The sequence below is a fragment of the Cytobacillus oceanisediminis 2691 genome, assembly GCF_007678455.1.
Lineage (GTDB): Bacteria > Bacillota > Bacilli > Bacillales > Cytobacillaceae > Mesobacillus > Mesobacillus oceanisediminis_A.
In genome coordinates, this window is sequence record NZ_VEEP01000002.1 from 476,702 (window position 1) to 495,581 (window position 18,880).

17 protein-coding genes are annotated in these 18,880 nt (G+C 42.9%); 3 read left to right on the forward strand and 14 right to left on the reverse strand.

Features of this window, described 5'->3' with window-relative positions:
• Nucleotides 1–4: 4 nt before the first annotated feature.
• From FS736_RS05815 to FS736_RS05835, 5 genes are all read right to left on the reverse strand, one after another.
• Nucleotides 5–751 carry a hypothetical protein gene (locus FS736_RS05815; protein ID WP_144475408.1) on the reverse strand — a complete coding sequence of 249 codons (747 nt, stop codon included), beginning with the start codon at nucleotides 749–751 and terminating at the stop codon, nucleotides 5–7.
• Nucleotides 752–889: 138 nt separating this feature from the next.
• Nucleotides 890–1,522, reverse strand: a complete 633-nt coding sequence (locus FS736_RS05820) for a hypothetical protein (RefSeq protein WP_144475409.1) — start codon at nucleotides 1,520–1,522, stop codon at nucleotides 890–892.
• A gap of 26 nt (nucleotides 1,523–1,548) precedes the next feature.
• Nucleotides 1,549–2,163, reverse strand: a complete 615-nt coding sequence (locus FS736_RS05825) for a hypothetical protein (protein WP_144475410.1) — start codon at nucleotides 2,161–2,163, stop codon at nucleotides 1,549–1,551.
• A 331-nt stretch (nucleotides 2,164–2,494) separates the two neighbouring features.
• Nucleotides 2,495–3,511, reverse strand: coding sequence for a helix-turn-helix transcriptional regulator (locus tag FS736_RS05830; RefSeq protein ID WP_144475411.1), 1,017 nt, complete (start codon nucleotides 3,509–3,511; stop codon nucleotides 2,495–2,497).
• 259 nt (nucleotides 3,512–3,770) lie between these two features.
• On the reverse strand, nucleotides 3,771–4,763 hold the full coding sequence (locus FS736_RS05835) for a Gfo/Idh/MocA family protein (protein WP_144475412.1): 993 nt from the start codon (nucleotides 4,761–4,763) through the stop codon (nucleotides 3,771–3,773).
• A gap of 218 nt (nucleotides 4,764–4,981) precedes the next feature.
• Here FS736_RS05835 and FS736_RS05840 point away from each other — a divergent pair, with 218 nt between their 5' ends.
• A complete protein-coding gene (locus FS736_RS05840) occupies nucleotides 4,982–5,497 on the forward strand; it encodes a CBO0543 family protein (protein WP_144475413.1) in 516 nt (171 codons plus the stop codon).
• A 194-nt stretch (nucleotides 5,498–5,691) separates the two neighbouring features.
• Here the strand turns inward: FS736_RS05840 and ilvA are convergent, their stop codons facing one another.
• Nucleotides 5,692–6,897: a threonine ammonia-lyase gene (gene ilvA / locus FS736_RS05845; RefSeq protein WP_144475414.1), complete on the reverse strand. Its 1,206-nt coding sequence runs from the start codon at nucleotides 6,895–6,897 to the stop codon at nucleotides 5,692–5,694.
• A gap of 147 nt (nucleotides 6,898–7,044) precedes the next feature.
• Between ilvA and FS736_RS05850 the strand changes: the two genes are divergently transcribed.
• Nucleotides 7,045–7,719, forward strand: coding sequence for a DNA alkylation repair protein (locus tag FS736_RS05850; protein ID WP_144475415.1), 675 nt, complete (start codon nucleotides 7,045–7,047; stop codon nucleotides 7,717–7,719).
• Nucleotides 7,720–7,738: 19 nt separating this feature from the next.
• On the forward strand, nucleotides 7,739–8,032 hold the full coding sequence (locus FS736_RS05855; protein WP_144475416.1) for a hypothetical protein: 294 nt from the start codon (nucleotides 7,739–7,741) through the stop codon (nucleotides 8,030–8,032).
• Nucleotides 8,033–8,094: 62 nt separating this feature from the next.
• On the opposite strand, the gene FS736_RS05860 is transcribed toward FS736_RS05855, so the two are convergent.
• The 8 genes from FS736_RS05860 to FS736_RS05895 form a co-directional block, all read right to left on the reverse strand.
• Nucleotides 8,095–8,748 (reverse strand): YcnI family copper-binding membrane protein, encoded by a 654-nt coding sequence (locus FS736_RS05860; protein ID WP_144475417.1) that lies wholly within the window; start codon nucleotides 8,746–8,748, stop codon nucleotides 8,095–8,097.
• Nucleotides 8,749–8,772: 24 nt separating this feature from the next.
• Entirely contained in the window at nucleotides 8,773–10,359 is a 1,587-nt protein-coding gene (locus FS736_RS05865) for a copper resistance CopC/CopD family protein (protein WP_144475418.1), read from the reverse strand.
• Between the two features lie 349 nt (nucleotides 10,360–10,708).
• Nucleotides 10,709–11,866, reverse strand: a complete 1,158-nt coding sequence (locus tag FS736_RS05870) for a mannitol-1-phosphate 5-dehydrogenase (protein ID WP_144475419.1) — start codon at nucleotides 11,864–11,866, stop codon at nucleotides 10,709–10,711.
• A gap of 1 nt (nucleotide 11,867) precedes the next feature.
• Nucleotides 11,868–12,302 (reverse strand): PTS sugar transporter subunit IIA, encoded by a 435-nt coding sequence (locus tag FS736_RS05875; protein WP_395883497.1) that lies wholly within the window; start codon nucleotides 12,300–12,302, stop codon nucleotides 11,868–11,870.
• 2 nt (nucleotides 12,303–12,304) lie between these two features.
• A complete protein-coding gene (locus FS736_RS05880; protein ID WP_144475421.1) occupies nucleotides 12,305–14,425 on the reverse strand; it encodes a BglG family transcription antiterminator in 2,121 nt (706 codons plus the stop codon).
• Nucleotides 14,426–14,616: 191 nt separating this feature from the next.
• Entirely contained in the window at nucleotides 14,617–16,035 is a 1,419-nt protein-coding gene (locus FS736_RS05885) for a PTS mannitol transporter subunit IIBC (RefSeq protein ID WP_144475422.1), read from the reverse strand.
• A 170-nt stretch (nucleotides 16,036–16,205) separates the two neighbouring features.
• Nucleotides 16,206–18,008: a glutamine--fructose-6-phosphate transaminase (isomerizing) gene (gene glmS / locus FS736_RS05890; protein ID WP_144475423.1), complete on the reverse strand. Its 1,803-nt coding sequence runs from the start codon at nucleotides 18,006–18,008 to the stop codon at nucleotides 16,206–16,208.
• Between the two features lie 597 nt (nucleotides 18,009–18,605).
• On the reverse strand, nucleotides 18,606–18,761 hold the full coding sequence (locus tag FS736_RS05895; RefSeq protein ID WP_144475424.1) for a diguanylate cyclase: 156 nt from the start codon (nucleotides 18,759–18,761) through the stop codon (nucleotides 18,606–18,608).
• Nucleotides 18,762–18,880 lie beyond the last annotated feature (119 nt).

An 18,880-nucleotide genomic window follows, 5' to 3' on the forward strand; every position in this document is an offset into this window, starting at 1 on the left:
TCCGTTATTTTTCAAAATACGCTTTCAATGTTTTTTCCATTGCGGCTTTATTTTCAGCGAACTGGCGGTGACGGTGGCCATTCCCTCCTGATGGGTGCGGAAAACCACTTAGGATGCTTTCAGGTGAAAGGCGGTTGTTGGCAGCCAGAAACGCTAGTACCTTTTCGACGTTCACTCCTAAAGGTATGATCAAAGGATTTTTCAGGCTTTCAATTTCCCTTGCGAATCCTTGTAGGATATAGTCCCTCAGCAATTCAGTCTTCAGGATGTTCGGGGTCGAGCCACTGTAATTCTTTCCTTTGTGAAAAACAGGATAGGTAATGACTGATGTAGTATGTACCAGGCTGCTTGCCTCTCCAAACAATTCGCTGGTTGACGACAGCCCAAGATGTTTATGTAAATTCAGTTCATCGAGCATCGTAATCAGATTTTTCCTCATCGGCCCTTCAAAGCTCGAATTTTTCTTCACTTCATGAAGAATTGTTTCGTTTTCCGTTTCCTGGCCTTTAAAATCCAACACGGTTGAATAGGATTTTTTCATCTGGTGCAAGCCAGGGGTGATCCCCGCAATCACCACCTGAGCATGCTCATTCACATGTTCAAAAGGTGCATAATAGATTTCCAGCTGCTTCTTTTCATCCTTATCCAGCAAAAAGGACTCACTGATGAGAGCCTCATCCTCTAAAGGAAGTGATAAGGATTGAATTTCCTCTTTAAAACTATTAAATTTCGAAAAAGCTGCAATTGCCAAGACGGTTTACCCCCAAGCTCTCAAGTTGTTTTCCATTATACATGATTGATAGAGCCATTTAAGGCGGATGAATAATTTAAAATTGGTAAGAAAGCACCTGCCAATTCTCAACAGACAAGTGCTTCTTTCCGCTAAGGTTTACTCATTCTCCTCCATATCATCCGGGAACACAATCTGATCAAATTCTTCGCCGGTCGCCTGGTCCTTGACCTTAATCGTCACTTTATAATCATCTTTGTCAGCACCATTGAACAGCTGATAGTAGGCTCCGGAAATACCAAGGCCGAATACCGCAAAGCCATCCATGCTATTTTCATAGGTTTTTTTATCTACTTCCAGGGTAAATTCAGAGAAGGTTTTATTGTGATTCACATCCTTGATTGAAGCAAAGTCCCCACTCGTCTTCATTTCCTCAAGTGATTCCTGGATGCCTGTTTCAAGCTCCTTCATCATTTCTTTATGCTTGGATTTGGACATCTTGTAGGTGACGGAACCATCGTCATTCTTGATGACTTCCTTGACGCCTTCCGCTTTCACTTCCTCAATGGCACTGTCAATGTCTTCACCTTCAAACATCGATGCAGGTAAGGTCACTTCCACGTTAAAAAGGCCTTTATCCACCTCGACTGAACCTTCATCTTCTGCTTTGGCTTTATCCCCTTTTCCAGTCTGTTCCGTTTTAGTCGCTTGCCCACTTACTTTTCCCTCTGATGAACATGCTGCAAGCAAGGCGCTAAGTGTTAAAAGTAACACAAGTACTAGTTTATTCATGTCAATCTCCTCCTGTTGTGATATCCTTACTTCAATTTGATTTCGAACTCGTACTCCTTGGTCTCAGCTTCAAAATCATCTTCGTCACCCTGGTGCCCGGTAAAACTCATCTTGATCCATTCAATTGCTTCGGCATTACCTCGTTCCAGGTACCAGATGATATTTCCTTCTTTAATTACACCTTTATCAATTTCTCCTCCAATAGAATCAGACACCCACATATCAGGCATGTCGATCTGTTCACCAGTACTTGTAACCAAAACAGCCTGGTCTGGATAAAAAGTGAACTTTCCATCTGTCGTATTTTCCATCCTGAACTTTACTCCAACCGCAGAGGCATTAGCATTTTCATCATCCATAGTGGGGGCTTTATCACTCACAACGACCTTTTGGACTTCCAATTTCAGTCCATTATAATCATCAGACCATTTGGCGTTATCATAATATGTCCAAATATCTTCCGCCTTTTCTTCTTCCTCATCTTCTTGATCCTCATCAGCTTTTGATGCCTTATCCCCTGTCTTCGCTTCCGCCTTGTTTGTATCATTCTTTTCCAGCTCATTCTTTGCCGAATCTGCTCCACAGGCAGCCAACATGACCATCAGAAAAATGGTTCCTAAAACCAAAAACATCTTTTTCATTCCAGTTCATCCTCCTTGTATTAAATGGGTTAATCAATTGATAAAGTCATTTTACAACGTTTTTCCAGCCCACCCTTACCAAAAACGGGAAGGGTCACAAATCTGCGACCGTAAGTGATGACTCTTCTTCTCTTTGGGCGCAAAACCTCGAAAGGTGTGACCGTATTTGACAACGATCCTTTTTTTCGGGCGCAGAACCACGAAAGCTGCGACCGTATTTGATAACGATCCTTCTTTTCGGGCACAGAACCCTGAAAGCTGCGACCTTAGTTGACAACGCCCCTTCTTTTTGGGCGCAGAAAATAGAAAAACACCTGCGAGATTGCAGGTGTTACTGATACACTTTATAAAACCTTTCAACCTCTTCTTTTATTCTTTCCACAAGTGTTGGCGGGGTCATGACCTTGGCATCGCTGCCCCAGGTCATCAGCCACCTGACGAGTCCATCGCTGATGATGGCTTGGGTGGAAATCCTGAATTTATCGTCTCCGACTGGGCGAATATTTACGCCGCGTCCGAACCGGTCAATCACGACATTGATTAAATCCGCGTTAAACTCGATCTCGACCAGCGCTTCTTCCCCGGAATACATATGAAACAATTTTTCAGTATACTTCGAGACATCAAACCCCGGATCCGGGACAAAGGTTTCCTCCAGGGCCGCAACCTCTCTCATCCGGTCAACACGGTAATGGCGGATTTCCTCAGTCGGCAGGAATTCACCAATCAAATAATAAAAGTTATTATGCCACACAAGCGCATATGGCTTTAGCTGATAAAAATTACCGTTATTGCTCAGCTTGAATTTCTTTTCCAGGTTATATCGTCCATATTTGAACTGAATATAACGGTTTTCAAGAATCGCCGTGTGTAGCATATGAATTGAATATTTAATTTTCGTATTTTCATTCTTGGAGTTCTCGGATAAAACAATCCGATTCCCCAGTTGCTTAGCCTGATGGATGCTTGTCAGCAGCTTGATTTTATCCACCAAATCCTCGGTTTCCTTGGTGGAAATAAATTTCGCGGATGAAACCGCATCGATCAGCAGGCGCAGCTCATGGATTTCAAACAACCGCTGCTGATGGCTGTAGTACTTCTCCACCCCGTCCTTCTCCTGGTTCACCGTCACATCAAATAAATCGGACTCCTCCAACTCCTTCAAATCATCACGAATTGCCTTTTTTCCGGCATGAATCATAAACTCTTCGTAAAATAAATCCAGAATCCCATCCAATTTAAATTGGTTTTCTTCATCTGTATATTTTCTTAACACTTCCTGTAGTTTAATCAGCCGTTGTTTGGAGGAAAGTTTAGTCGTAACAACCTCATCCTGTTTTGTGCTCAACGATAACTCACTCCTTTATGTTTGCTCCGTCGTATAATTGTCAATATTAGGATAACATGATTCAACTGAATTTTTTCAGCTTTTTTCCATTTACCTTCACACATTAAGACCTCCCCAACAGCAATAGAAAAAGCAATGGAATTTAGTCTCCATTGCTTTTATGATCATCCTATTAATTTTTATAGCCAAAGCTTCCCATTGTTAGTCACCGCGCAATGAGGATACAAAGACGTTTTTCACGTCCTCCTAATTTCCCTATTCACCACCACTCACCCGGATACTTCAATCCCCACTGCCCCCTGATTTCATCCATCAGCTTCATGATTTTCAAGGATTCATCAAGCGGCACGACTGGGCTTTCTAACAGTCCTTGATTCAGGCATCTTCCTACTTCTTCTATTTCAAATGCATATCCTGCTGATTGCCGGTCATCCTTGAATGTCTCTGCTTCCTCACCATTCTTATATAAGCAGGCAGATTTGGCACTATGGAAAGATGGAATTCGAATAGATCCTTCTGTTCCATAGATGTGAGCTTCATTCGTTAAATCAATCCGGAATGCCCCATTGAGGGTAGCGGTTTTTCCAGAAGGATAGGACATGAGAATGGAAAACTGTTCATCGACACCCGTTTCACCAATATGTGCCGTACTCAAGATTTTCTCTGGGTTGGTTCCGAAGATCATGGTTGCAAAGGTTACTGGATAAATCCCTACATCAAGCAAGGCCCCTCCACCAAGGGCCGGATTCAGCAATCGGCGCTCGGGTTCCCACGGTGCACGGAAGCCAAAATCCGCTTTCACCATCAGGACTTCACCAATCTCCCCGCTGTCGATCCATTCTCTCACTTTTAAAATCGGCGGCAGGAACTTTGTCCACATTGCCTCCATCAAGAAAAGCTTTTGCTCTCTGGCAAACTGAATGACTTCTTCCAGCTCTCCGCTATTGATGGTAAAAGGCTTCTCGCAAAGCACAGCCTTGCCAGCACGAAGACAGGCCATTGCATTTTCTTTGTGAAAAGGATGCGGCGTCGCAATGTAAATGGCATCGACATCCGGATCCTGCACCAGTTCTTCGTAGCTTCCATAAGCCCTGGCAATGCCATGCTCCTCCGCAAACTTTTCCGCACTCTCTTTTGTACGAGAACCAACTGCAAGCTTCTCGGTATTTTTAGCAAACTCTAAATCCCTCGCGAATGCACTGGCGATTCCACCTGTTCCTAAAATCCCCCACTTGATCACTTTTCCGCCCATAGTTTCATCCAACTCCTTAAGTATCTAGTAGCCCAATTGGGATCAAACCTTGTTCGTCCATTATACTATTAAGTTTTTTCACAAGGACACCGGGAAGGTTTTTGCTGTCCGCTTGCTCTTTTAGAGTAAAGCTGGGAACTTCCCTATAACTCATCAAGTCTAAGGAAGGCTCTCATTGGAAAGAATTCTACTAAAAGCTAGAAGAGGTTTTTTCAGAAATGTATTTATTAGTGGTTATTGTTGTTTATATCATATTTGCAATAAAATTCGTTAAGTGGAAAAAGTGGAAAGAGTACTACCCAACAATTCAGTTCTATATTATCTGTAACCTTCTGTATAACTTCCTCTTCTATCAACATACTTTATGGAAGTATAAAGCTGTTACAGTAGACTGGTTAAACCACACTCTGATCGAGATTGCCTTCACATTTTTCATTATCCCTGTCGTCTTGATGCTTTATCTTGAATATTTTCCAAAAGAAAAAGGCAGAGGATTTTTGTATTTGATGGTCTGGGTGGCCTATTTCTCTGTGATTGAATATCTGTTTAAAACAAAGGGACTCTTTGTTTATGAAAATGGCTGGAGTACCTGGTGGTCTTTATTGTTTAACATCATAACGTTTACTGTCATTCGGATCCACTACAAAAACGCTCTGGCAGCATTCCTAGTGTCGGCACCCATTATTGCGATTCTCCTTTTGTTTTTTCATCCAGCGTTACATGATTTGAAATAGGAGGTGATTCGATGGATTCACTGTCCACCCCCTTATTCCTGTTTCTACTGTTTTCCATATACATAGGCATGGCTCTTTACCTGGAGAAACTGAGGAGGAGAAAAAAATAAAAGGTTCCGCTGTCTCAGCAGGAAACCTAAATAGTTATTCTTGTATAGACCTGAAATCGTCGCAGGTCTCATTTTCACCCATGGTTATTCCTCTAATTGCAGCTGATACCCCTGGCTCTTTAGAGTCTTATAAAGCTGCTCGATATGTGCATGGTCTTTTGTTTCTACTGAGATTTCCACCAGCGCATAACCCGGATAGATATGCTTGCCGATCCGGTGCAGATTGACAAATTGCACGTTCGCGTCCATCTCGGTTACGGAACTTAACACTCTTTGTAATTCTCCAGGCTTATCTTTTAAGGTCATCGTAAAATGTGCAAATCTTCCTGATTCAACCAACCCGCGTTCAATAATTCGGGAGATGAAATTGACATCTACATTTCCCCCGCTTAAAATTGCAGCAATCTTCTTGCCGCTAAGATTCGCCTTGTCATATAGCAATGCTGCAAGCGGGCTTGCCCCCGATCCTTCAACCAGCAGTTTGTTCCTCTCCAGGACGAGAAGCATGGTCCTGGCGATTTCCATTTCATCCACACAAAAAATGCCATCTACATACTCTCTAATGATCTCAAAAGTCTTCTGCCCGGGTTTCTGGACAGCAATTCCATCTGCCATTGTGGGAGCAGCTTCAACAGCAACTGGCCGGTTTTCTTTTAATGACTGTTTCATGCTCGGACAAGCAAGTGTCTGGACTCCATATACCTTAATTTCAGGATTCTTCTCCTTTACCGCCATCGCAACACCTGCTATAAGGCCGCCACCGCCAACAGGGCAGATGATCGCCTCAACGTCTGGAAGTTGATCAAGAATCTCTAATCCCACTGTTCCCTGCCCGGCAATGACTGCCTCATCATCAAAGGCATGGATAAAAGTAGCGCCTAGCTTGTCTTTCAGCTCCAGTGCATAGGCCAGAGCTTCATCAAAAACGGCACCTTCCAGGATGACTTCGGCACCATATTGCCGCGTTGCCAGTACTTTGCTAAGTGGAGCCCCTTTCGGCATGACAATGGTACATGGAATGCCAAGCATCTGGCTCGAATACGCAACACCCTGAGCATGGTTTCCCGCAGAAGCCGCCACCACTCCCTTTTGAAGCTCTTCAGGTGACAAAGAAATCAGTTTGTTATATGAGCCTCTCACCTTGAAGGAACCTGTCTTTTGCAGATTTTCAAGCTTCAAGAAAATTTCATTATTCGAGAGGGTGCTAAATGTTTTAGAATAATCAAGAGGGGTCGAATGCACAATCCCCTTCATTTTTTCACGCGCTAAAATCACATCATCCAAATTCATTGTGAAGCCCCCTGATCTCCATTCATTTTTTTATAGGTTGCTCAGGGAAAGGAAAAGTATGTAAAATGCTATTTGTGGGATGACTCGGTAAGAGATAGAGCCGCCCTTTGATAAAAGACAATAAAACATGAAATTGGTGGAACTTATATGGAAAACTATGTTAAAGCTTTATACCAGGCTGCTTTAAAACACCAGAATGAAGAAGAAGCAATCAGGCTATCCAATTACATGCGGAATCAGTTCAGCTTTATTGGTTTGAGAGCGCCGCAGCTGAAAGAAGTATTCAAGCAGCACGTGAAGAATCATGGCTTGCCAGCTAAAGAAGAATTACACGAGGTCATCACTTCTCTCTGGGAGCTGGAAGAAAGAGAGATGCAGATGGCCGGTCTTCTCTTGTTGGATTTGATGAAGAAACAGTTCACAGAAGAGGATCTTTCCCTGTTAAAATACATCATCACGACCAAGCCCTGGTGGGACACGATCGACCATATTGCGAAAAAACATTTCGGTTATTATCTTGAAAAGTTCCCGCTTACCAGGCAGCCGATCGTCGACAGGTGGATTGCCTCCGAGAACATCTGGCTGATCCGTTCTTGCATCTTATTCCAACTGGGATATAAAGAAAAAACGGACGTGGCTATGCTAGAGGATATCATCTCAAGAACATGCCACACCAAGGAATTCTTTATCAACAAAGCGATTGGCTGGGCATTAAGGGAGTACGCTAAACAAGACCCGGAGAAAGTGATCGAAATAACCAATACATATCCTCTGTCAAACTTGAGCCGGAGAGAAGCATTGAAGCATTTGAAGGTAGATTAATTAGAGAGCTGGGGGATTCATGAAAAAAGCAATTCTTTTGTTTATATTTTGGTTCCTCATCATTTTTTCCATCATTGCTCAGCTGTCTGATCGGTTCATTTACTGGCTGAGTCCAAACGCACTTTCTCTCATAGATGAAAGAATGACCTATACGTTTGTGCCTGTGCTGATCAATTTCTTCATTGTATTTTTACTGTGGAAAATAAGAGTTTCAAAATCTCTTTTCAATATGGTGTTAATCACCAACACTATTTTTTTCTTGTTTTATTTTTATTATCAATATGGCGATACGGGCCTTGGAATAACAAGATAGATTTCAGGCCCATTAACGCCAAAAGGGAGCACAGGGTACGTCCCCCATGCTCCCTCTTCAAATTATCCTCTTTTTTTCAAAGAAATAACCAGTGCCAGCAATCCTGCAATCAAAGCAGCGATCGAAAGGTAAAGCGGCAAATTGTTTGTTGCCGATTTTGCTTCCGTGTCATTTGCTAGGTCTCCAGCAGCATTGTGGTCTTTGGATGGCTCAGCTGCTGCAGCTCCATGTCCGTGATCCGAAGATCCATCAGCGGGATTTACTGTTGTCACTGAAGCTGGCTTGTCTGCGTCAGGTGCCCCGATCCATTCCACTGTACTGCCATCGCTGTAGGTTTGATAGGCTTTCCAAACGATTTCAGTCGCTTCATCGCCAACTTTTCCCTGGATGTTGAATTGAACGAATTCAGTTGCTGACAGGCCTTTTTCTTCCGCTGCCCACACAACACTTGTTATTTTTCCAGTGTCATCTTTTTGCACTTCATATGTCCAGCCTGGTTTGTCTTCAAAGCGGGTGATGTTCACCTCTTCAGGGAATTTCACTTCCACTTTCGTCGTTTGGGCATCCTCTTTTTCAGAAGGAACCCGGACAGTGAAGACTTCATAATTCCCTTGTGAAGTCTCCTGAGGCTGAACGGATACATGCGCGCTTGCCGCACCGGCAAAAAGTATGATTGCACCAATCATTGCGATCGTTAAGGTTAAAATTTTTTTCATGATGGAATCTCCTATATCTTCATTTTAATAAACAATAAAATCCTTATGGAACACCTTTTCATTATCCTCGGAATCTATTATTCGAAGCTCCGCTGTCCAGTTCCCTTCAATTGGCAGATACGAGCCATTGATCTTGAATTGGACTTTCCTGGATTGTTCGATTTCGGAAAAAGGAACTTGAATCGGTTGGATTTCAAGGTTGTCTTGATAGATTAAAAATAGTTCAATCCTTTTAATCTCCAGGTTTTCTTTCTGCGCATTTGCGGTCACTTTAAAATGATTGTAGCCAGGTGCCTTCGGTGAGATCGATGTCGTGAAATCAATATATTGATCTTCATTTTTCCAATCCAAAGGTTCATTTTCCGGAAGTGGATTCAAGTGGGTTAAGACACCAACAATCCCTAAAATGATGACCATCACACTGAAATCGATTTTCACCAGGATGCTGAGTGAACCTTCTTTTTTCTTTTTCATACTATGGCGTAAAAGTGCGCCAATCATGAACACAAGTGTGACCAGGCCAACTTTGACTAGAAGCAGTTTTCCCCATAGTGCATGGAGCAGATAATTGAGCTCCGGCAAGAAGATTAACGTGTAAGACACTCCCGTTAAAATCAGGATCAGCATGCTGATCAGAGCAACCTGCGAAAAGAATGGAAGGAATTGGCCAACGTGTTCCCTCTGCTTTTTCCAGTAGGCCAGAATATACAGGATGCCTCCTGCCCATATCGCGGCTGCGAGTAAATGGACGACATCCAGCTGCAATGACATCGAGCGGATTTCCGTTTCAAAGGCGGCAGCATGTCCGTTAAAACTCTTTGCTGACATCACCGCCAATACCCAAATCAAGTCGAGCCATTTGAAACGAAGCAGTAGCGGTAAACCTAATAGAGACAAAAGCACAGAAGCGACCAGGGACAACCCGACTGTTGTCCCTGTCAGAACCGACCCGATTTCAGTCAGTGTCCAGTGATCAACCAAATCGGATAATTGGACGAATACCAATCCCACAGTGGTGATCAACAGGGCAATTTGCAATCGAAACGCCCGCTGTCTAAAGGATGGCTTCATTTCTTTTTCCAAAGTATGTATGGCTCCCCATATGATCCAGCCAGTCGTCAGGATCATTGACATATAAAACAGGATCCTCACCGACGACTTCAATACATTAACTGCAGCCGAGCTCTCTTGCTTTTCCAGGACCTGCTGGTTAATATCCCTTTTGAAGACCGTTTCTTCCCCTATGGAGACGACATAAGAACTCTTTATGGGATGGCCATCCGCTGAAATGACACTATAGGAAATGACATAATTCCCGTCTGGCAGGTCAGGCAACGGCTGCGTGATGAATTTTTGATCCTTGCTCATCTCCGGCTTGCCGTTGACAACCATTTCCCCTTTTTCATTAAAGACCTTAATCGAATAGAGTTCGTTTTCAAGCCTTTCATCGAAGGTCAGAACAATCTTTTCCGGGGAATCTGTTAATTCACTATCAGGGGCAGGCTCAGCCATCTTTAGCGTCGCATGGGCAAAGACTTGTTGCGGAACCATAAAAATGAATATAAGAGAACATAATATAAAAAGATTACTAATAGCACTTCGCTTGCTCACAATAAATACCACCTGCCTTTTTCAAAACTCACATACCCATTAGTGTATCACTTGATTCAATACACTATCAATAAAAGGTTTATGATAAAAAACATAGGCACAGTGCTTTTCGCTACAAAGGGATTGTTCTGCTGTCTAATGAAATACATATTTTAACCCATTATGAATAAATCCCTTCATATGAAAAAAGAAGCATCGGTTACGTCCCATGCTCTGGTGAAGATATTAAAGTAAAAAAAAGCACCCGTTCCTCCATGAACTGGCACTCTGCTTCTACAGAAAAGACGGTTCTCGATTTCATGTTTGGCTATTTTCACCATTTCATGAACCAGAAGAACCGTCCTCGTTTTTATTTGCTTTCCTTCAACCGTTTATACTGTTCAACTATAATGTTGAAAAGTGGTGATTCCGGGGAAATCTGGGTAAAAGTTGCGATTGCTTTTTCAAACCCATTTTCCTCAATTGTGTTCTGGATTTTAACTGCTTCTTCGTCACCCTGGAAATCGTATAAGAAAGCTGCGGCTACTCCTTTTAGCAGGTTGACAGGTTCTTTGGCGACTACCTCGGAATACTGTCTTGCCGGACTTACAAGGCGGTCATTCGGACCGAGTTTCCTGATTGGGGAACGGCCGACCCTTGTCACTTCATCGACGATGTGCGAATTAGAGAAGCGCTGAAGAATCTTCTGAATGTATTTAGCGTGATCTTCAGCATTGAATCCGTATTTTTTGACTAGAAACTCGCCGCTTTCGTTCAGCGCACCTTCAACCAGCTCACGGATATGAGGGTTTTCCATTGCCTGATTAATGGTTTCTTCCCCGAAGTAATAACCAAAATAGGCTGCCAGTGCATGACCCGTATTTACTGTGAACAATTTACGTTCAATATAAGGGACCAGGTCCTGAACATAGGTGATTCCCTTAATTTCCGGCTTTCCGCCGACAAGCTTTGTTTCTTCTACTACCCATTCATAGAATGGTTCTACCTTCACCATCAATTTATCTTCATTCGTCTGGTTCGGGACAATCCGGTCGACAGCTGAATCCGGGAATCCGAACTGGCCGTCAAACTGAGCGATTTCCTCTTCCGATAATTTCTCAAATACCTTCTCTTTTAAAAGGGAACTTCCGCCAATCATATTCTCACATGCAATGATGTTCAGCGGTCTGTCAGACTGCGCAGCCCTTTTGCGCAGGCCCTCAGCTACCAATCCCGCAATCAAAGGAAGAATATTCGGCCCAATCGCAGTTGTGACCAAATCAGCCTCTGCAATTGCCTGAATCACTTGATCCGGATTCTCTGCGCTGTTGATGGCTCTGACATTCTTAATGACATCTTCTTGTTGGCCAGGCTCTGCGAGAACCACTTTATACTCATTCTTTTCATTAAGCAAATTAACAATTTCAGCGTTAACGTCTACAAAAACCGTTTCATAGCCTGAGTGATATAATAAATTCCCGATAAAGCCCCGCCCGATATTCCCAGCTCCAAAGTGTACTGCCAGCATATTAGTTTACTCCTTCAAAAATCTCTATAATTTCTTCTGGTGATTTTGCTGAAATAAGCTTTTCGATATTTTCCTCTTCAGAGCAAACGATCGCAATATTAGATAAGATGCTCAGGTGCTCATCGTTTTTGCCAGCAATACCGATCAGAAGCTTGACAATATTTCCTCCTCCGAAATCGACGCCTTCTGGCACCTGTACAAACGAAATGCCAGATTCTTTAACAAACTGCTTGGAATCCTCCGTGCCGTGCGGGATCGCTACGAAATTCCCCATATAAGTTGATGTAAGCTCTTCCCTTTCCATCATTTTTTCAATGTAACTGGGTTCGACATATCCTCTTTCGACCAGGACACTGCCTGTCAGCTTGATTGCTTCTTCCTTTGTGTTAAGAGACTTATTTAATAGAATGTTTTCTTTCGTTAAAATTGATGACATGTTCATACACTCCTTAGATGTTCTATTTTTTCGGTGAAAAATTGCTCGAATCTGGTTGAAAGATAGGATGAAATTTGATTTTCATCATTAGATTCGAAAATAGCTGTACTTTCTTCACTTTCAATCAGCAACGAACTTAAATGGCTAAGCACTTCAAGCGTTTTTTCATCAGGTTCCTCAGGAGAAAGCATCAAGAGCAGGAATCTGACTCCCATTGGGGAACCATCCATGCCAGCAGTGATGATGGGATGCTCCAGGGAATAAATCGTGAAGCTCGAGTGAATGACGCCCGGGGAACGGGCATGAAAAAGTGCCATGGCAGTACCCGGAATACCTAATCCCCCTAATTGTTCCCTTGCTTTCAGCGCATCTACCACAAGATCGATATGTTCTACTGCCTTTTTCCGGTATAGCTGTTGAACAGCCTGATTTAGGATTTCATCAGTAGTTTTCCGTTCCCTTATTTTAACCAATTCAAAACCCAAAAGAAGTTTTGAGATCGTTTCACTATATTTTTGAACAGTCTGTAGTTCTTCAATGAAATTTATTGCGTTTTTTGTCTTTCCAGTTTTTTGGCTCGAAAAAGGAAGACTTCGATCGGAACGGTTGATGAGTTTATATTTATTGATGAAAGAACGAATCTTTTCAATTTCGTCCTTGTTCAGCATTGGACTGACAATGATGTAGTCATTGTAATCAGGAATTGGAATCGTCGAAATGACGAGCTGGTAATCAGATTGCTTCAACTTTTTGAATTCCATGACTGATACATTTTGGACATTCTTCAGCTCCGGAAATTCCTTTTGCAGTCTGGTGACAAGCATTTTAGATGTGCCGATGCCGCTCGAGCAGATGACCAGTGTTTTAAAGTCAGCAAGTTCCCTGCGCCCCAGTACTGCTGCACCAAAATGCATGACAAGGTAACCAACTTCCTCATCAGGAACATGATGTTCCGGGAAAACTTCCTCTACCGCCTGTTTAACGATCGAGAACAGTTTAGGATAATCCTTTTTAACCTTCTCTGTTAAAGGGTTACTGATGCCCATCCCCTGTTTGATACGGTACATCGCTGGCTTCAAATGCATGACCAGCCCTTCAAATAATGAACGGTTCGCCGATAGTTCTGTTTCTACTTTTTTTTCAACATAATCAATCAGGTGCTTCGCCTTTAGCGCAACCTGCATGTTTGATTCTTCCATCAGATACTCATTATCATGTCTTAGCTTCGCGCCCTTAAGGTGCATGGTGATGTATGCCACTTCTGCTTCAGGAATTCCGATATTGAAAACCTGCTCCAATTGGGCAACGATTTTTTCGGCGAATTTATATTCCTTTGAGGATTGCTGATCCTCCATATAAGATGGATTAATGGCAATTCCTTCACCTTTTTGGATTCTTTCGATTGCCAGAGCAAGATGGACAACCAGTCCAATATAGGCACTGTCCGCCATTGCAAAAGGCAGCTCCTGTATGATGGAATCCACTACTTTTTCAACAATCAGCAGCTTCTGCTTTTCGACCAGGCCCAACAGCCTATCAGAAATTGTGTTCAATTGCTGGGTTGATCGCTTTTGGATGGTCTCCCTTGCAAGGGAAAGGATTTCTGATTCATCCAGATGAGCCGAAATCAGGTATCTCATAGCCCGCCTTTTTGCAGCTTCGTCTCCCTCAAGTTCGACTCCATACCCTCTTTTTCTAATCAGGCTCAAACCGAAGGATTCCAGCTTGTCCTCTAATTTTGATAAATCTGTGCTGACAGTGGCAATCGTGACGTTAAGGTCATTGGCCAGTCCGAGCAGCTTCACCGGACCCTTTGTTTCCAACAGTTCACACAGGATGATTGTCTGCCGTTCGTCTGGAGTATATTCTGTGTGAAAAAGATTAAACAGGAAAAGCTCCAATTGATGTATTTTCTCTGGGTCACCAGATATTTGGACGCCGACCCCAGCTTTTTTCAGCAAGGTAAGCTCATATTCCGCCAGGATATCTTCTATATTTTTCAAATCCCGATGAACGGTCCTTCCGCTTACACCAATCCTGTCTGCGAGATCTTTCACTGTCATTTCTTCTTTTTCAGTCAGCAAGATTTCTAAAACCTGTCTCTCTCTTGCTGAAATATACATAAAGGTCACTCCCGTCTGATGAAATCCAACTCCTCTTAGGTTGTTGACAAAATTGATATTTCATACTGACAATTCTATTTTAAAATGCAAAATCCCCTTATACAACAAATGATAAACGAAAATTAGTCAATTGAGTTGTTGACAAGATTTAATAAGTTAAAAGCCCAACCACAACTGGCTGGGCTCTTTACTTATTTTTTCAGTGAATTGATCAATTCATCATATTTAGGACTGTTCAGGAAGTTTTCAACAGAAATATGAGTAGCATTTGGCAGTTTTGCCTTCGCACGGTCTGTCAAATCTTTATGTGTAATAACAATGTCTGCGTCCTCTGGAAGATTATTAATCGCAGTATTGATGACTGTTTGATCAAGTCCTGCTTTTTGGACTTTATTTCTTAGGATTCCAGCGCCCATCGCACTTGAACCCATCCCTGCATCACAGGCAAACACGATTTTGTTGACATCAACAGCTTTCACTTCAGCAGGCTCACTTGTTAATGCAGATGAAACAGAGCTCTTCTTGCCTTTCATTTCTTCCATTTTAGCTGCAGCTGCAGTCAAATCTTCCTCTGTCGCCTTGCTTGTTTTCAAGATCAGCGATGCAACTGCGAATGAAACGGCTGCGGCTACGATTACACCAGCAAGAGTTGCGAAATAACCGCCTTTTGGTGTCATCGCAAGTAATGCGAAGATACTTCCTGGTGATGGAGCTGCCACTAGACCTGCATCAAGAAGATTGAATGTGAACACTCCGCTCACACCACCCGCGATTGCAGCAAGGATCAGCATTGGCTTCATCAGGATATACGGGAAGTAAATCTCATGGATACCACCAAGGAAGTGGATAATGACTGCACCAGGTGCTGTTTGTTTTGCTGTTCCCTTTCCAAATAACCAGAATGCAAGCAGGATACCCAAACCAGGTCCTGGGTTTGTTTCAAGCAAGAACAGAATTGATTTCCCAGCATCTGCTGCCTGGTCAATTGCCAATGGGCTTAAGATACCGTGATTGATTGCATTGTTTAAGAATAAAACTTTTGCTGGTTCGATAAAGATGTTAGCCAATGGCAGCATTTTTGCATTGATAATCGCTTCCACGCCGCTTGCAAGTACATTGCTTATTCCTTGTACAACTGGACCGATTCCCTTATATGCCAATAAAGTTAAAAGGCCGCCAAGAATACCAGCTGAGAAGTTATTGACAAGCATTTCAAAACCAGATTTTACTTTTCCATGGATGGCCTGGTCAAACTTCTTGATCACCCATCCGCCAATAGGTCCCATGATCATTGCGCCAAGGAACATGGGAATATCCGTACCGACGATGACACCCATTGTTGCTGTCGCACCGACTACACCGCCTCGGACATCATAAATCATCTTACCGCCAGTATAACCAATCAACAGTGGCAGCAGGAATGTGATCATTGGGCCAACCAGCTTTGCCAGATCCTCATTCGGAAGCCAGCCAGTCGGGATGAATAATGCCGTAATCAAGCCCCATGCGATAAAGGCTCCGATATTCGGCATCACCATGCCGCTTAAATAACTACCAAATTTTTGTATCCTTACTTTGACATCTTGTTTATTATCAACAGATTCATTCATCTAGATTCCCCCTCCAATTAGAAGAATTAACTTTATAGTTTTATATTAAAGCGTTTACAAATCTGTTTCAATTTAATGAAAAGTGCATTTTGGCAAAAGGATTGTTGACAAAATTAAAAAGGGACCAAAAAGCCTAATTCAAAGAATGGCTTTTCGGTCCTTTATGATCATTATTCAACCGTCACCGATTTGGCTAGATTGCGCGGTTTATCAACATCGCATCCCCTGTGAAGAGCTGCGTAGTAAGCAATCAATTGCAGTGGAATGACTGAAATAAGCGGAGTAAGCACCTCATGTACTTTCGGGATGACAAAGCTGTCTTCATCCATATTCAGCCCCTTCATGGAGATGATACAAGGGTTTGCTCCTCGCGCTGCCACTTCTTTGACATTCCCGCGGATACTTAAATTCACACTCTCCTGGGTTGCCAGGGCAATGATTGGAGTGCCTTCTTCAATCAAGGCAATGGTTCCATGCTTTAATTCTCCACCGGCAAAGCCTTCAGCCTGAATATAGGAAATTTCCTTCAGCTTCAGGGCTCCTTCCATACCGACAAAATAGTCGACGCCCCGGCCAATGAAGAAGCAATTAGGTGTTACTGACAAGAACTCAGTCGCGATTTGTTCGAAAATTTCCTTGGAATCGCAAAGGACTTCCATAGCATTCGCGATGATCCCAAGTTCTCTTAAAAGCTCAAACTTAACTGGAATTTGACGGCTCTGCGCGGAAACATCCGCTAAGATGGCCAGAACAGCAAGCTGTGCTGTATACGCTTTGGAAGAAGCGACAGCAATTTCAGGGCCTGCATGCAGGAGCAAGGTAAAATCCGCTTCGCGTGATAAAGTTGATCCCGCAACGTTCGTTATCGTTAATGCAGGGTAACCTAATTCTTTCACTTTTACAAGCACAGCGCGGCTGTCAGCTGTTTCCCCGCTTTGGGAAATAAAGATGAACAACGGCTTTGCAGACAGCAAAGGCATATTATAGACAAATTCGCTGGCAATATGGACTTCAACCGGCTTTTTAGCAATCGTCTCAATGAATTGCTTTCCTACCAGTCCGGCATGATACGATGTACCCGCAGCAATAATATAAATACGATCCGAATCATTCACTGCATTTACAATGTTGGGTTCAATCGTTAACTTTCCCTCTTCATTTTGATAAGTCTGGATAATCTTCCTCATCACCAAAGGCTGTTCATCAATTTCCTTTAACATGTAATGCGGATACGTACCTTTCTCGATATCCGTCGCATCAATTTCCGCGAGATAAGGTTCTCGTTCAATGCTTTCTCCATTTCGATCCTGAATCAGCACTTGATCAGCTTTTACAATGACCACTTCTTTATCCATAATTTCCACATATCTGTTCGTAACCTGGATCATCGCCATAGCATCGCTGGCAACCACATTGAAGTCATCGCCTAATCCAACGAGTAACGGGCTTTTATTCTTTGCGACATAAATCGTTTCATCGTCCTCATTATCGATCAGTGCAAGCGCATAGGATCCTTGAAGCAGATCAAGCGTTTTCTGGAAGGCTGTTAAAACCTCCTGTCCTTCCGAAACAAAACGTTCCATCAACTGCACAATCACTTCGGTGTCCGTTTCACTGGCAAAAGGAACATCACTCAAATACTCACGCTTCAACAAATCGTAATTCTCAATGACTCCGTTATGAACAAGTGTAAAACGCCCTTCAGCGCTTTGATGGGGATGCGAATTCACTTTACTCGGCACACCATGTGTCGCCCAGCGAGTATGGCCAATCCCCATGGAAGCGTCAATATTCTCATCTACGATCGCTCTTAAATCAGCAATCCGGCCCTTTTCCTTAAAAACATGAACACCCTCGCCATTCATGACAGCAATTCCGGCGGAGTCATATCCCCTGTATTCAAGCTTCTCGAGACCCTTCAATAAAATTTCCTTCGTATCTTTATTCCCAATATATCCTACAATTCCGCACATGTTAGTATCCTCCAATGAAGGGGCAGAACGCTTTAAGGGCTTTTCTGCCCCAATAATTTTTCGCATATCCTTCTCTTTGTCCAAAGGATTGCCCCTCTGTTTTAAAGAAGAAATTTCGGTTGTGCGAACCAACCGAGAGGTATCCGCCGAAAGTTCGATAAACCTCTTCCTCGTCAACTAACCACTTCCAGGTTAGTCCAGGCGCTTTCACTTACTAAAAACCTTCACAACCCACCTTTCTAAATCTGAAGTTAAAAGAACAACTTAATACTACCTGATGGCCAGAAATCCTACAATGCAGTTCATTAATTCGTCAATTTTCATTTTCCTGGCACAGCCACTTTAGAGTAGTGTGACAAGTTATGTCATCATACTCCCGCTCCCTAAGGTAGCAGGACTTAACCTACAGCTTCAACCATAAGCCAAGTCTGCCTGAGAGTAAAATGAAGCTGGCAGACGTGAAAAGAAGATAATTTTCTTTTAGACAGAGGGACGGTTCTGTAGTCTCACACCCTTAAGTGTAATGTATTCCCCGACCCTCATTAAAGAAACATGATGTACCAAAATACCTGTGTAATTGACTCCGTTTCGAGTCGTCTACACAGGTTCTTTTTTGGATGTTTCCGCGATTATGGTTTGATTCTTGCCGTTCCTTTTCGCTTGATACAAGCTGTCATCTGCTGCTTTGAAGAAGTTTTCCTTACCGAGGCCCACTTCGTATGAGCACATCCCGACACTAATCGTGACATTCACGCTGGCCCCAGTTTATGATTGAAACGCAACAGAGAAAGTGAAATGGCTCTTAATAGACAATTTATCCCCTTCGCATACGGAATTACTAATCAATTAAACCTGTAAAAAATGCTAAATGA